This window comes from Rhizobium sp. M1 (assembly GCF_002531805.1).
Lineage (GTDB): Bacteria > Pseudomonadota > Alphaproteobacteria > Rhizobiales > Rhizobiaceae > Rhizobium > Rhizobium etli_C.
On sequence record NZ_NWSW01000040.1, the window covers coordinates 18,095 to 32,892 of the forward strand.

The 14,798-nt window shown below is 55.3% G+C and carries 14 protein-coding genes; 11 read left to right on the forward strand and 3 right to left on the reverse strand.

Annotated elements, in window-relative coordinates; genetic code table 11:
* The first annotated feature begins 22 nt into the window (after positions 1–22).
* The 9 genes from CO655_RS28545 (at position 23) to CO655_RS28585 (ending at position 10,965) form a co-directional block, all read left to right on the forward strand.
* A complete protein-coding gene (locus CO655_RS28545; protein ID WP_097667566.1) occupies positions 23–2,050 on the forward strand; it encodes an aminotransferase class III-fold pyridoxal phosphate-dependent enzyme in 2,028 nt (675 codons plus the stop codon).
* Positions 2,051–2,088: 38 nt separating this feature from the next.
* On the forward strand, positions 2,089–3,630 hold the full coding sequence (gene pseG, locus CO655_RS28550; protein ID WP_097667567.1) for a UDP-2,4-diacetamido-2,4,6-trideoxy-beta-L-altropyranose hydrolase: 1,542 nt from the start codon (positions 2,089–2,091) through the stop codon (positions 3,628–3,630).
* Between the two features lie 134 nt (positions 3,631–3,764).
* Entirely contained in the window at positions 3,765–4,814 is a 1,050-nt protein-coding gene (pseI, locus tag CO655_RS28555; protein WP_097667568.1) for a pseudaminic acid synthase, read from the forward strand.
* A gap of 9 nt (positions 4,815–4,823) precedes the next feature.
* Entirely contained in the window at positions 4,824–5,321 is a 498-nt protein-coding gene (locus CO655_RS28560) for a GNAT family protein (RefSeq protein WP_097667569.1), read from the forward strand.
* On the forward strand, positions 5,318–6,955 hold the full coding sequence (locus CO655_RS28565; protein ID WP_176539323.1) for a polysaccharide biosynthesis PFTS motif protein: 1,638 nt from the start codon (positions 5,318–5,320) through the stop codon (positions 6,953–6,955). The genes CO655_RS28560 and CO655_RS28565 overlap by 4 nt, the downstream gene beginning before the upstream one ends.
* Entirely contained in the window at positions 6,948–7,832 is an 885-nt protein-coding gene (kdsA, locus tag CO655_RS28570; protein ID WP_097667571.1) for a 3-deoxy-8-phosphooctulonate synthase, read from the forward strand. The genes CO655_RS28565 and kdsA overlap by 8 nt, the downstream gene beginning before the upstream one ends.
* Positions 7,813–8,259, forward strand: coding sequence for a CBS domain-containing protein (locus tag CO655_RS28575; RefSeq protein WP_097667572.1), 447 nt, complete (start codon positions 7,813–7,815; stop codon positions 8,257–8,259). The genes kdsA and CO655_RS28575 overlap by 20 nt, the downstream gene beginning before the upstream one ends.
* Before the next feature lie 174 nt (positions 8,260–8,433).
* Entirely contained in the window at positions 8,434–9,510 is a 1,077-nt protein-coding gene (locus CO655_RS28580) for an acyltransferase (RefSeq protein ID WP_097667573.1), read from the forward strand.
* Positions 9,511–9,699: 189 nt separating this feature from the next.
* Positions 9,700–10,965: a hypothetical protein gene (locus tag CO655_RS28585; RefSeq protein WP_097667574.1), complete on the forward strand. Its 1,266-nt coding sequence runs from the start codon at positions 9,700–9,702 to the stop codon at positions 10,963–10,965.
* A gap of 113 nt (positions 10,966–11,078) precedes the next feature.
* On the opposite strand, the gene CO655_RS28590 is transcribed toward CO655_RS28585, so the two are convergent.
* From CO655_RS28590 to CO655_RS28600, 3 genes are read right to left on the reverse strand one after another with little or no spacing between them, the layout of a single operon-like run.
* On the reverse strand, positions 11,079–11,876 hold the full coding sequence (locus tag CO655_RS28590) for a Fis family transcriptional regulator (RefSeq protein WP_097667575.1): 798 nt from the start codon (positions 11,874–11,876) through the stop codon (positions 11,079–11,081).
* Positions 11,873–12,478 (reverse strand): RNA polymerase sigma factor, encoded by a 606-nt coding sequence (locus CO655_RS28595; protein WP_097667576.1) that lies wholly within the window; start codon positions 12,476–12,478, stop codon positions 11,873–11,875. The genes CO655_RS28590 and CO655_RS28595 overlap by 4 nt, the downstream gene beginning before the upstream one ends.
* Before the next feature lie 44 nt (positions 12,479–12,522).
* Positions 12,523–13,059, reverse strand: a complete 537-nt coding sequence (locus CO655_RS28600; protein WP_097667577.1) for a tetratricopeptide repeat protein — start codon at positions 13,057–13,059, stop codon at positions 12,523–12,525.
* Between the two features lie 167 nt (positions 13,060–13,226).
* On the opposite strand from CO655_RS28600, the gene CO655_RS28605 reads away from it, so the two are divergent.
* Complete coding sequence (locus CO655_RS28605) at positions 13,227–14,279, forward strand: type III polyketide synthase (RefSeq protein ID WP_097667578.1); 1,053 nt, start codon at positions 13,227–13,229, stop codon at positions 14,277–14,279.
* Positions 14,276–14,764: an isoprenylcysteine carboxylmethyltransferase family protein gene (locus CO655_RS28610; RefSeq protein WP_097667579.1), complete on the forward strand. Its 489-nt coding sequence runs from the start codon at positions 14,276–14,278 to the stop codon at positions 14,762–14,764. The genes CO655_RS28605 and CO655_RS28610 overlap by 4 nt, the downstream gene beginning before the upstream one ends.
* Positions 14,765–14,798: the final 34 nt, after the last annotated feature.

The window sequence follows — 14,798 nt, forward strand, 5'->3', positions numbered from 1 at the left end:
AGCACAGCGGTGGTGGACTAAGATGAAAGTTGTAGCAATTGTCCAAGCAAGAATGGGATCGTCACGTCTTCCAGGCAAGGTCCTTCGCGAGATTTCAGGCCAACCCTTGATTTCAGTGCTCATGAAACGATTGGCGCGATCACGAAGATTGCACGAGGTTGTCGTGGCAATTCCGGATGGGCCTGCTGATGATGTCCTTTCCCGTTTTTTGGATGTTAACGGATATAAGGTCTTTCGTGGCTCGGAACACGATGTGCTTAATCGATATTTTGAAGCCGCAAAGAGATATGAGGCCGACGTAGTGGTCAGGGTAACGGGTGACTGCCCATTCATCGATCCTGCGGTGGTCGATACGGTCATCGACAGGTTTGTTTCGTGCGGGGCAGACTACGCCTCCAACGTCGCTCCGCCGACGTTTCCCGACGGCCTTGATGTCGAGGTTTTCGGATTCTCCTCCCTCCAACGCGCACACCTCGAAGCGACAGAGCTGACGCAACGAGAACACGTCACCCCCTATCTACGAAAAACGGGGTTGTTTAAGACGGTCAACGTCAGCAATGAGTGCGATCATTCGGCGGAACGCTGGACAGTGGATGAAGTAGGCGACCTTCAGGTTGCAGATGCAATTCTGGCTCAATTGGGTCCCGATATCGATTTTACTTGGCGAGACATCCTCCAGCTCAAGACAGGTCGACCGGAGCTTTTTCAATCCAACAGCGGCATAGAGCGAAATGAGGGTTTGATCATGAGCAGCGGACAGAAACTTTGGAAGCGCGCAAAGGAGGTGATCCCAGGCGGAAATATGCTCCTGTCGAAACGGGCTGAAATGTTTCTGCCGGGCCGATGGCCGGCCTATTTCAGCAAGGCGAAAGGGCATACGGTCTGGGACCTAGACGGAAATATGTACATCGATACGTGCCTGTTCGGTGTGGGAACGAATACTCTAGGATATGGTCATCCGGAAGTGGACGCTGCTGTCATGGCTGTGGTAGCAGACGGCAACATGTCAACCCTGAATGCGCCCGAGGAAGTCTATCTGGCGGAGCGCCTGATCGATCTGCATCCGTGGGCAGACATGGCTCGCTTCTGCCGTTCCGGCGGAGAAGTGAACGCGGTCGCGATCCGGATTGCAAGAGCGGCAAGCGGGCGGGATAAGGTTGCGTTCTGCGGTTATCATGGCTGGCACGACTGGTACCTGGCTGCAAATCTCGGCAATGATCGTGCGCTGGCCGGCCATCTCTTACCTGGACTGGAGCCTCGCGGTGTTCCGCAAGAGTTGCGCGGATCGATCCGGCCGTTCTCGTATAACTCGATTGCCGAATTCGACGAGGCAGTCTCCGATCCGGAAGTTGGAGTTATTTTCATGGAAGTCTCCAGAAATTCAGGCCCGCAGGAAGGCTTTTTGGAGCATATCCGCTATGTCGCCTCGCAGAAAAATCTAGTCCTGATCTTCGACGAATGCACTTCGGGCTTCCGACAGAGTTTCGGAGGGCTGCACAAGGTTTACGGCGTTGAGCCTGATATGGCTACATTTGGCAAAACGATAGGCAATGGCTACGCCGTGACGGCTGTAATTGGCCGTCGGGCGATCATGGAAGCAGCACAATCCACCTTTATCTCCTCCACCTTCTGGACCGAACGCATTGGTTCAGCTGCGGCCCTCAAGACCTTAGAAGTCATGGAACGGGAGCGTTCATGGGAGATCATTACTGCAACCGGGCTTGACGTTCAACGCCGTTGGCAGCAACTGGCGGATGATTATGGCCTTGTGATCGATCATTGGGGTCTTCCTTCGCTGTGTGGATTTACTGTCAGAAGCGAGAATGCACTCTCCTATAAGACGCTGATCACTCAAGAAATGCTCGCAAAGGGCTATCTTGCAGGAAACAGTATATATAGCTCGATTGTTCACACGCCTGACGTTATCGAAACCTTCTTCGAAAAGCTGGCGCCGGTCTTTAGACTTATCAAGGAATGCGAGGACGGACGTAACATCATGGATCTTTTGGACGGACCGATCGCCGATAGCGGTTTCAAGCGCCTCAACTGATGATGGACTTGGGTCGTTGTTCCGCAGGAGTACTTTGAATGCCTCGGCATACCGAAGTGGTAGTTTTCCGCTGTGATAGTTCAATATCGATTGGTGGTGGTCATGTGATGCGTTGCATCACCTTAGCCGAAACGCTTCGCAAACTCGGATACTGTTCGCACTTTATCTGTCGGGAACTTGAGGGAAATCTCATCTCAGTTGTGGCAGAAAAGGGATTTGAGGTTCATCGTCTTCAGCCGACACCGCAGTTCACCATTGGTTTGGATGATACCGAAGAGGTAGCGTTCGAACAGGCGGACGCTTTCCAATGTCATCAGATCATCAAAGCGATCCAGCCTGAAATGGTGGTTGTCGATAGCTATGCACTCGGAGCAGGATGGGCGAACGAGGCGATTCCGAGGAGTTGCGACGTATTCGTTGTAGACGATATCGCAGATAGGCCGCTGCGGTGCGATATCGTTCTCAACCAAAACTTCGGCCGGCAAGCTGAAGAGTATGATCAGCTCGTGCCAAAAGGAAGCAAGCGGCTGATTGGCCCTCAGTTTGCTCTCCTCCGGCCTGAGTTTGCTCAAGCTAGATCGCGTTCTTTGTCCAGGCGGCGAGGGCAAGGCCTCCGGCATTTGCTCATTATGTTTGGGCAAACCGATCCCAATAACTGCAGCGGCGAGGTTCTTAATTACCTTCTTGAACAAGGTCCCTCCTCCGTTCAGAAAATCACGGTTGTTTGTGGGGCACAGGCGCCCCATTTTGCTGATATATTGGAGCGCGCGAGAACTGCGCCAATTCCGGTAGACGTACTTTCGGGAGTCACCAATATGGCTGAATTGCTCATCGACTGCGATGCAGCAATCGGTGCTGCGGGAACAAGCGTGTGGGAAAGATGCGTGCTCGGTGTTCCTTCGCTACTTCTTACATTCGCCGAAAACCAGCGAGCCGGGATGATTGCGCTGGACGACGCCCAGGCAGGTATTGCGCTTGGGGATGCTCAGGCCATGGATTGGCAGACCAACCTTCATGATGCTCTTAGAAAGCTGAACGACCCGGATGTCCTCAACCTTTATAGTGAGCGTGCGTCCGCCATCTGTGAGGGGTTGGGGGCCGAACGGGTAGCACAGGTAATCGTTTCTCAGAGGATATCTCTACGTGATGCAACCCTGGACGATGCCCGGGCCGTTTGGCATTGGAGACGGGGTGGAGGAGCGGATCGATATTACAGATCCCCCCAAAGTGCAGATATCAAAGCGCACATAGCGTGGTTCACAGCGGCATTGAACGATCCCAAACGTCATCTTCTGATCTTTGAGCTCGATTCTGTGCCGGTAGGGCATATTCGGCTAGATCGAAGTGAAGATGGGCAAGCGGCAGACGTCAGCATCTGTATCGATCTTGGCCACCGTGGAATTGGTCTGGGGCCGCGCGCGCTTCGGAAGGCATTAAGTTTCGCAGAGAGACAGGGGATAAAGACTCTTTATGCGGATATCCACCAGGACAACATCGGATCATTGGGGGTTTTCCGTGGACTGCAATTTGATACTGTCGGTGAAGAATTGCCGTTTTTGCACTTGAGGTTGGCGCTTTGAGTTATCGGAGCTGTTGGTGCACCAAGCCCCTGTTTGCTTTACAAGCATGCATGATTTGACTAATGCACCTGTTCTTATACCGACTTCGCGGGGACGGCGAAAACGCTAGCCCAGCAGGCTCAATGGAGAATTCGATGACGATAAAAATCGGCGATCGGTTCGTCGGACCCGAACACGCCCCGTTCATCATTGCTGAAATGTCCGGAAATCATAATCAGTCGCTGGATAGGGCGCTGGCGATCGTGGATGCCGCCGCGGACGCCGGTGCGCATGCGCTCAAGCTGCAAACCTATACCGCCGATACTATTACGCTGAATGTGCATGGCGGCGACTTCGAGATCTCTGATTCTGACAGCCTCTGGGTAGGCAAGAACCTGCATGATCTTTATGCGCAGGCTTATACGCCTTGGGAATGGCATGCACCTATTATGGCGCGCGCTAACGAACGCGGGATTCAGTGCTTTAGTTCACCTTTCGACGAGACGGCAGTGGACTTTCTGGTCGGCCTGGACGTACCGGCATTCAAGATCGCGTCGTTCGAGAATAATCACCTTCCACTGATAAAAAAAGCAGCAGCCACCGGAAAACCTCTGATCATCTCTACGGGGATGGCGACGGTTACGGAATTGGACGAAGCTGTTCGAACCGCGCGCGCAGCGGGCTGCAAAGATCTCATTCTCCTAAAGTGCACGAGCACCTATCCGGCTACACCGCAGAACAGCAACGTACTGACGATACCGCATATGTCAGCGCTTTTCGGTTGCCAGGTCGGCCTCTCCGATCACACTATGGGCACGGGCGTGGCAGTGGCGGCTGTGGCTCACGGCGCAACTGTGGTGGAAAAGCATTTAACCCTGCGACGAGCTGATGGTGGCGTCGATAGTGCCTTCTCCCTTGAGCCGGGGGAAATGAGTAGCCTGGTGATTGAGACTGAGCGTGCTTGGCAGGCACTTGGCGCCATTACCTATGGGCCAACCGAGGCGGAGCGGAGGTCGCTTGTGTTCCGGCGGTCGATTTATGTTGCGCGTGAGATTCATGCTGGTGATATCTTCACGACGGAAAATATCCGCATCGTTCGACCTGGGCGAGGATTGCCTCCGCGTGACTTCCCGGCCGTATTGGGACGAAGGGCAAATCGCGACCTGCCTGCAGGCACGCCGATGTCGTGGGAACTAATAGGTTAGGGATAGCAAATGATAGCGACACAGCGGCTGTTCCTAAGGCCTTTGCGGCAGGAAGACGCAACGCAGCGGTATCTCGATTGGTTTAGCGGCCCCGCGTCTGAAAGGATCCGTTCAAGCGACTTAATGAAAGAAACCGACGATCTGCGCCGTTACATCGCAGAAAGGCAAGCGCGCAAGGACGTTTTGTTTCTCGGAATATTTGAGCGGTCGTCCGGTGAACATATCGGGAATCTGAAATACGAGCCTATTTCTGAAAAGGAACTCGTGGCGACCATGGGCGTATTCATCGGCGAGTCTTCAGCACGTGGCAGGGGAATCGCCGGTGAAGCGATCCAAGCAGCCAACTCGTGGCTCAAGGATCACCGTGGCATTCGCAAGATCGTTCTCGGGGTCGAAACCGATAATGTTGCGGCTATAAGGGCGTATCAAAAGATTGGTTTCTCATTTAAGGAATGCGGGGAAATTTCTTCCTCTGCATCTACAAGAAGTATGATACTCATTATATGAGGTTGCCACGCGTCATCAAGAACGTGCTTGTCCGTCATAAGCACAAGGCTATTCGCCAGTATATGCGGGGTTATCGTCAGCTCAGGGGCACCGGAGATCTGGCGAGGGTTGAAGATATCAAGGACGCATTGGCACATACCGAGATCTGTGTGGCCGGAAAAGCTTCCGTCACGTTTTTTGGCGCCTCGCTACCATTTGCCGACAAAGTTATCCGTCAATATCTGCTGATTACGATCGCGGAGAAATCGCTGAACAGAAAGCTTCTTGCTGCCTGCGCTCACGCGAGATATTCGATAGTCCATCCGCTTCCCGAAGTTTGGCGACGAACGCTCGCTGCGCACGGGTTTCCGGTGTCGAATCTTCGCTGCCAGTTGCTATGGATGGCTTTCCTGGTTGCAATGTACTGTTATGGGCTTGTCGCTATATCCCGGACGCTGATGACTGCCCTTGCGCGCCGGGACGAGGCCCCGATGGGTGATTCTGCTTACTTTGCAGGCATCTCAGCCGGCCAACTGCCAAGGCGCCAGGAACCAAGCTGGGATGTATTCTCATGGTATGCGTCTTGGGCCTCTCGTGCTCCAGCCTTGCAAGCGCTGACACACAGTATCGGCTCGCCAGCGCAGGCGCAGGCGGGCGGTCTGCCTTTACGTTTTGTCAGACAGCCGCAGCCGCCGCCCGTGGGGTTCTATGAATGGAGCAGGCTGGCGTGGCGTTGCTGCGGCCTCATCTATCTCGCGACCGCCAGCGCACTAAGGGGTCGATGGTGGCATGCGCTTTTGCTTCGCGAAGCCGTAAGGGCGGCGGAAATACAAGCCGTATCACCTGATCGCCTGCCAAAGGATTATCTTATCAACAACTCCGGGTGGCTGTACCGACCAATCTGGACTTATTTCGCCGAGGCCGCTGGTAGCCGCGTCCTGTTTTACTTCTATTCGACAAACTGCGAGGTCTTCAAAAAAACTCATGGATACCCTCGTCAAAGCAACCACTGGGAGCTTTGTAGTTGGTCATCCTACCTCGTATGGGACGAATATCAGAAGGACTTCATTCGGCGTCTAGGTTTGGATGGCGACATTTATATTGTGGGTCCCATCTGGTTCTCCGATGCGGATGCGCGAATTCCGCAGTTGACCGGGGCGAAGGTCGCGGTGTTCGATGTCCAGCCGATGCGCGACTCGATCTATCAGAGTTTTGCCTTAAGTATGGAATACTACACGCCCGATACGGCAATCCGATTTGCTGAGGATGTCGTGGCTGCTGTGCAGGCCAGCAGGGCTCACGTTCTTTGGAAGCGAAAACGAAACATAGGCCGCAATGTCCACCCGCTTTATGTGCAAGTTCTCAACCGATTGACAAACGAAGACCGCATCGTGTCGATCGAACCTTCTCTGGCGGCCCAGCACGTCATCGCGGTTTCGGATTGTGTGGTGAGCATGCCGTTTACTTCGACGGCCATTGTCGCTCGCACGATGAACAAGCCATCATGCTATTACGACCCCACAGGGCTTGTGGAAGCCAACGATCGTGCCGCGCATGGCATCGAGATATTGAAGACTGCCGGCGAACTTAACGCTTGGATTCAAAAAAATGCGGTGGTACATGCCTCCGTCGATGGGAGTGGTCAGAATGAATGAGCGGCGCATTATCGAAATCGGATATGGCGATGTTCGCCGTGTAAAAATTGGTCGAGGCCTGCCACTAGTCTATATTGGCGGCCCCTGCGCAATCGAAAGCAAGGATCACGCCTTTAAAATGGCGAAAGCTATTGCGACTGTGTGCGATCGATTGAAAATGCCCTGGATATACAAGTCCTGCTACGACAAGGATTCGCGTTCGTCGGCAACTAGTTTTCACGGCGTCGGACTTGAAGAAGGCATGAGAATTCTTTCTGATATCCGCAACGAGTTCGGGGTTCCGGTAGTGTCGGATTTTTCGGATCCATCCTGGGCGGCCGCAACGGGTGAAGTATGTGACTTCGTGCAGGTTCCGGCATATTTGTGCCGGCAAACTTCCATCCTGCGGGCAGCAGCCGAGGCAAAGCGTCCCGTTCATCTCAAAAAGGGTCAATTCATGAGCCCTTGGAACATGCGAAACTCGGTGCGCAAGCTCGAATCCTTCGGCTGCGATCAAATACTGCTGACCGATCGCGGAACTTTTCTGGGCTATAACATGCTGGTCAATGACATGACCTGTTTTCCGATAATGGCCAAAACCGGCTATCCAGTCTGCTTTGATGCCACCCACTCAGTACAGATGCCGACGTCAATGGGAAATCTGTCCGGTGGTCAGCGCGAATTTATCCCTTTTCTGGTACGCGCCGCTGTAGGCGGCGGCATTGATGCGCTTTTTATGGAAACTCACGACGATCCCGATCGGGCGTTATCTGACCCGAATACTGTTTTGGATTTAAAGTACTTGGAATTGGTGTTGTCACAGGCCATGACCATGCATGAAGCAAGGCTCTCTATCTTGGATCGACATGGAGAAGACAATGTCCACTCTTCCAATTGAGAATCTCCTCGTATCGGAATTGGCAATGCCGATCGGAGATTTTCCAGTAGTGTCAAAGCAAACGATATTTAAGGCAGCTCTAGAAGAAATGGGCCGCACCAAACTCGGCATCGTTTGCATAACAGACGATAATTTGATGCTTCTAGGGATTGTGACCGATGGCGATATCCGCCGCCGACTACTGTCGGATCAACGTCCCTTTTCAGCCCTCTTCGGCGATGAAGCACTGGATCATGCTACTCGTCAACCCGTGACCGTGAGTGCGGATGCGAGCCTTATCGATGCCGTCCAAGTGATGGAGGATAAAAAAGTTTGGGATCTGCCTGTCGTTGATGCCGACGGCCGGCTGGAAGGTCTTCTCCATCTCCATCGGGTGATGCAAGTCCTGCTGGGACTCAAGGAAATTTCGCCAACTGTAGAGTCGTAGATTTTCGATATGTCTCGACCTTGGCAATTGACGCGGACGTGAGAGAACACAATTTCAACGCTAGCAATCGCAAGCCGTACATTACAAAAGCACGGTACAACAGATCCAGCACCGCGATAAGCAACCCGTCGTTCATGACGCGAACACGCAAGGATACGGCCGCGGCTATTTGGTATGCGGCTGGTGTCGGTGACCTTTGCCATGGCTAATAGTTCTCAAATTTTTATTCCATCGCTCCATCTCGTACGCGGCATCTGCGCGGTCTCTGTGGCCACGTATCACTACTTAGCGTGGGAGCACGAGTTCATAATTAGTAGTATGGGCACATTTGGTGTCTATACTTTTTTTGTTCTCTCAGCAGTGGTGTTACTCCATACGCATGCCGAAGAGTTCCGTGGCTCTATCTCACGATCCTGCTTGCTGAAATTCTACGTGTTGAGATTCGCCAGGGTAGTTCCCTTACTCGCGGCTACCACGTTGCTCGGCATGGCTTTTGTCCATTTCCAACAAGGCGCCACCTTCGACTATATGTGGAAAAAGAGCTTCTTGACTGCTTCTGGACTGTTCGCATTGCATATGCCGGGGATATTATCGACAACAACGGGAGCTTGGTCGCTTGGGATAGAGATTTTATTCTACTTGCTGTTTCCTGTTTTGGCGCTGATCTGCTCAGGCATGTCAACAAGAGCTATTGCGTTATGTGTTGCGTTTCTTCTATTCGCGCAGTATGCGTTGCTGAAATCTCTTCCAGAACCATCGGCGCCCGAATTCTGGGGCCAATATACTATGCCGTTGACCTTTGCTCCATTTTTCGGAGCCGGATTTTTAATATATCGATCGACCCGATCCAGTTCGTACCTTAATCTCGGCCTGTCGATGCTATGCTTATCCCTCCTATTTGGCTTTTCTCTCATGTTCAGGCAAAGTGTATTCGCCGGCGGCTCCACATATCTAGCGCTAACGGGACTCGCCGGGGGCGCCGTTTATTTCGCTTGGTCTGCAAAGCTGCCATCTCTGCTCCTGCCTCTTGCAATGTTTCTCGGAAACATCAGCTACTCGCTTTACCTTACGCACTGGATTGCGTTTGAGGTGGCCAAAAAGTCAGGTGTTACTGCGATATTCCCCGTTATAGCCGTTTCGATCGCCTATTTTAGTTGGAAATTTATCGAGAGACCTGCCCGACAATTTCTGGCGCCTCCGCCTCGGGAAGCGGTCTCTTCGACTGCAGCCGGCCTACCTCAATCAGAATAATGGAAAAAGACGGTCTTTCCACCCGAGCAAGGCAACCTCCGGCAATCTGACGATCAGATTGAAGCTGCATAATGCTACCGAGCTCCTTGTCTTTGCATTTATAGGCGGATATGTCGACCGCCGAGGGCTGCCGACCAGAAGCTATTGATGAAAATAAAGCACAGAGGCAACTAACAGGGAGGCGAGATAGTGACTTACCTGGAATGGCGAGCGCGCACCGGATTCGACCTCGCGAGGTTGTTCGTTCCGGTCCTTATCATCACCGCTATTGCGGCCAATGTTTTGACAGCACAAACAAGAGAATGGCTGGTGTTGGGTGGGAGAGCATGCCACCTGGCGTCCATTGGCTTCGCGGTTAGTCTTGCCTTGGCGGCCTCCCGAGGCAGCTTGGCATTTATAGCAGCTCTCATCTTCTCGTTTGCTGCTGGAACACTATTAAACGCAAGAGAACTATATTTAGACCTGCTTTGTATCCTTTTTCTTTTGGCAGGGTCTTTAGTATCTCGATACGATCTCAAGCGGGCGACATGCACGCTTCAGCTCTTGACGCTAGCCAGCGGCGTGTTGATGTTTCTCCAGGTGATCGGAGTGGCGGAGTGGACCCAATATCTCAACACAAGTGGTGGTTCAGAGATACCTTTAACCCCGTTTCCAACATTCCTTGTACCGGCACAAGACCTGATGGCACAGCACGTCCAGGGACGTCCTGTAGGGCTATTTCATTCTAATCCATTTGCGTGCTTGATTGTGCTTGTGACTCTAGCCCTCACTTTGTCGGGTGACGAAGAACGGCCGTTGTGGTTGGACGTTTCCTTAGCCGCTGTTGCCGTCCTTACTCTTGCTAAAGCGGTCTATCTCGGTGCGGCCCTAATCGTTTGGCTGACCGCCTACAGAGGGAGCGAGCGCCTGCGCTCCAGCGCCCTACGCTTCGCATTTATGTTTGCGGGCCTTGTCATCGCTTACGTTGCACTTTTTCCTGGTTTGACGTCCATATTCATGTTCAATCCGCAGACGTTCGTTGTCAGCGTGATGACCAGAGTTATCGATATTGGCGTGACGCTGGCTCCTCAACATAGAGTTGAGCTTATGGCCTTTCTCGAGTGGATTGAGAGCATCGTAGGATCGGCGCCGTTGACCAGCCATCTTATCCCGCAGCTAATTGATATCTATTCGCAGGAACGCCTCTCAATATTCACTTTGATATACCAGGTGCGTACCGGTTTCGTCATCCTTTTGGGGGTGCTATTTTTGATCGCGTGTACGAGCCGAGCTACGCGACATGGCTTAGTCTGGATCAGACAGTCCTTCGCTCACCAAAATCTTACCTTGCTGGTTGCACTTCTTTCTATTTCACTTGCGGCCAATTTTGCTGGTGCACAGCTTTTTTGGTTCTTTGTAGGAATGGCAATCCCAACATCAATAACTGATGCGATCGTGGATGACCTAAAGACTTAAAAGATCCATCACAGTTGTCGTACGTTCGGCAACCGCTGGGATGGTGACAAGTACAGGATCGAAGCTTTCGCTGACTCGCTTCCGAACTGTAGTGGGTCAAGTTTCGCATGATCTCAAACTACGCTCCGTCTCACCTGAGCCGCAATCGCCTTCATCTTCTCAGCCTCCGCATGGCCGATCAGCATGAAGGCGTGCCTCCCGTTCGACCAGTAGACGACGTTCATGCCTTTGCGGCTTTCGAGGTCCGGCTCATTGGGGCCGGCATCGGACCGGATGATGCAAAGCGCCATGGGCCCAGTTTCAGGATCGAGATAGGCGATCTGGGCGAGCGGCTTGCCGTCATATTGCAGCAGCAGGGCGCGTTTGAAATCGACGCCCGGAAGCGAGACCGCTTCTGGAGGGAGCGACAGGCCGAGTTTATCGTCGAAGGGGGCGAGCTGGGCGGCCTGAGACTCCCTGGCGGGCGTCGGACCGGCCAGCGTTTCCGCGGTATAGAGCGAGATATAATCGGCGACCACGGCGCGCCATTCGCTGCTTTCGTCCTTTGCCGAAAAGCCTCTGCCGAGGCCGAGGACGACGCGATCGATGGCGATGCCAGCGACGAGCGAAGCGGCGAGCGCGGCGAGGAAGCGGCGGCGGCTGGCAGCGGGCGCCGAGACAGCTTTTGCATCCTCCCGCGCAGGGATGGCTTCGAGCATTCTCTCCAGTTTTTCGCGCGGCGCTTCCTGGAGCAGCGGGGCGAAAGCCTGCTCGAACGGCAGGCTGGCGCGCGCCAGGAGCTCCAGCCGTTCGGCAACACGCTCGTCTTCCTTCACAATGGCCTCGATCTGGGCGGCATCTTCGGCCGTCAGTTCGCCGTCGATGAAGGCGGTCAGGTCCTCGTCGGAGGGAGTGGTGTATTTCGTATTCATTGCCGTCCCCCTTCCCGCTCGTCGTCGGAGAGCTTGGCGCGGGCTGCCGCCAGCCGGCTCATCACGGTGCCGATCGGGATATCCAGTATGCCTGCAACCTCGCGATAGGAAAGTCCTTCGACATAGGCGAGGAAAACCACCGTTCGCTGCGCCTCGGGCAGGGCACTCACCCGTTTCAGCACCTGCCCCGCCATCACATGGGTCTCGGTATCATGCGCGCCGTCGAAGATCAGCGCGTCCCCCGCATCGACGAAGCCCTGGCCCTGGCGCACCCGGCGCGAGCGGATTTCGTTCAGCCAGATCGAATGCAGGATCGAAAACAGCCAGCGGTCGAGCCGGGTGCCGGGGACGAATTGATCGGCGCGCTCCAGCGCGCGAAGGCAGGTCGCCTGCACCAGGTCGTCGGCGACATCGCACTGATGCGAGAGAACAAGACCATAACGCCAGAGCCTTGCCAGATTTTCCGTCAGGCCGCTCCTGATATCCGCTGCGCTGGCGATGGCCGCCTCCGACGATCCTGCATTTTTCGGAACCGCCGGATGAACCGGCGATTCCGTTCTTGCGCGACTATAGGCAGGAAATGAGGCGCGCGCGACCGACATTCTCACATGCCTTTCTGGTTCCGTCTTCCCGCCCATGCCGGCAATCAGATCTTCGACGGATCGAGGATGGCCGCGTTCAGATCCTGATACTCCTCGCAGGCCGTGCCGCAGATCGCCTTGATGGCCCTCAACTGCTCCTTGGCGAGATCGAGCCGGCCCTTGATGACATAGGCTTCGCCGAGATATTCGCGCACCTTGGCATATCGCGGGTCCATCTTCACCGATTGGAGGTAATAGGAGATGCCTTCGTCGGTGCGGCCGAGCCTACGGGTGGCATAACCGCGATAATTCAGCACTTCGGCGCTGTTCTGGTCCTTGATCGTGTCGAGCATGGCAAGCGCCTCCTCATAACGACCGGCCTTGGCCAGCGAATAGGCATAGTCGGTGCGGTTCTCGTCCGAGATGTTGGCGCTCTGCTGCTTGACGCATTTCCTGGTCTTCTGGTCGTAGATCTCGCCCTTCTTGCAGGTCGGCATCGCGCTGTTGTCATCGCCGACCGCAAAGGCAGGGCCGGAGAAGAGAGAAGCGGCAAGGCAGCCGCCGAGAAGGATGGAAGCAAAACGGACTGTCATGATCGTCATGGAAAACTCCTCGAAAGTGACGTTGCGAGGAGAAAACACCGCTGCCCCGGACTTTATTCGCCGGCCTCTTATTTTCTCCATAACGGCTTCGTGAAGCCATCGAAGCCGAATAAATCATCGGGACCGGGTGTTCTCAGCGTTGCGCCGGGAACGACAAGGAGAACTCCGTGACCGATACTGTAAAACTCGTCAGCCTCGCCGTCGCCGCACCCGAACATGTCATTTTCCAGAAGCAAGCGCTCGAGGCCTCCGCCCGGCTGTTTGCCGACCGTTTCGAGGATTTCCGGCATCTTGCCCGCGTCTTCGACAGTGCCGGCATTCAAAAGCGCCATGCCGCGCGCCCGCTTGCCTGGTTCGACGAAGCGCATGGCTGGCAGGACCGGATGCGGGCCTATGCGGAGGTGGCAGGCGGGCTCTTCGTCGAGACCGCGAGCTCAGCCCTTCAGCAGGCCAAGCTTAAGGCCGGCGATGTCGACTGTGTCGTGACAGTCTCCTCCACCGGTTTAACCACACCGAGCCTCGATGCGCAGATGGCCCGCCGGATGGGTTTCAGGGCCGATATCGAACGGGTGCCGGTGTTCGGGCTCGGCTGTGCGGCCGGCGTGTCGGGTTTTGCGATCGCCGCGCGACTGGCGCGAAGCCGGCCGGGCGCCGTCGTGCTCTTCGTCTCGATCGAGCTTTGCACGCTGGCCTTCCGCCTCGACGAGCTGACGCGGCCGAACATCATCGCGACGGCGCTTTTCGGCGACGGCGCCGCCGCCTGCGTGTTGCGATCGGGCGACGGCGGGCTGGCGGAAGTGGAATCGACCGGCGAGCATCTCTTTCCCGATACGCTCGATATCATGGGCTGGAAAATCGACGACGACGGTTTCGGCATCGTGCTGGCGCAAGCCCTGCCGCCCTTTGCCGAGCAGGAGCTCGGCCCGGCGGTGACGGCCATTCTGGCACGGAACGGGCTGGCACCAGACGATATCGGCCGCTTCATCTGCCACCCCGGCGGCACGAAAGTGCTGGCCGCGATGGAGAGCGCGCTGTCGCTGACGCCCGGCGCTCTCGATCACGAGCGTGGCGTGCTTGCCGACTACGGCAATATGTCGTCGCCGACCGTTCTCTTCGTGCTGGAGCGGGCGATCCGCGCCGGATTGCCGGAGCGCGCCGCGATGATCGCCATGGGGCCGGGCTTTTCAGCGAGCTGCGTGACGCTCCGGAGGCCGGCATGATGTGGCCGTCGATCGCGCTGCTTACCTTCGTGACGCTGCAGCGGCTTGGCGAACTCGTGCTCGCCCGGCGCAACACTGCTGCCCTTCTCGCCAGAGGCGGCAAGGAAGTGGCGCCGGAGCACTATCCCGCCATGGTGGCGCTGCATGCCGGCTGGATCATCGGCCTCTGGCTGCTGGCGCCGGGCAAGCCGGTCGATCTCTTCTGGTTTGCGGTGTTCATGGGGCTGCAGGCACTGCGGCTCTGGGTACTGGCGAGCTTGAAAGACCGCTGGACGACGCGCATCATCATCCTGCCCGGCGCGCCGCTCGTGACATCAGGTCCCTATCGCTTCCTGCGGCATCCAAACTACGCGATCGTCGTCGGCGAGATCTTCGCCCTTCCTCTCGTCTTCGGGCTGGCGCTTTACGCGATCGGCTTTTCGCTTCTCAACGCTTGCGTCCTCCTTGTCCGCATGAAGGCCGAAAATGCCGCACTGAAATTGTGAAATGAATGCGATTTTTCGTTTGCGCAGCAATATC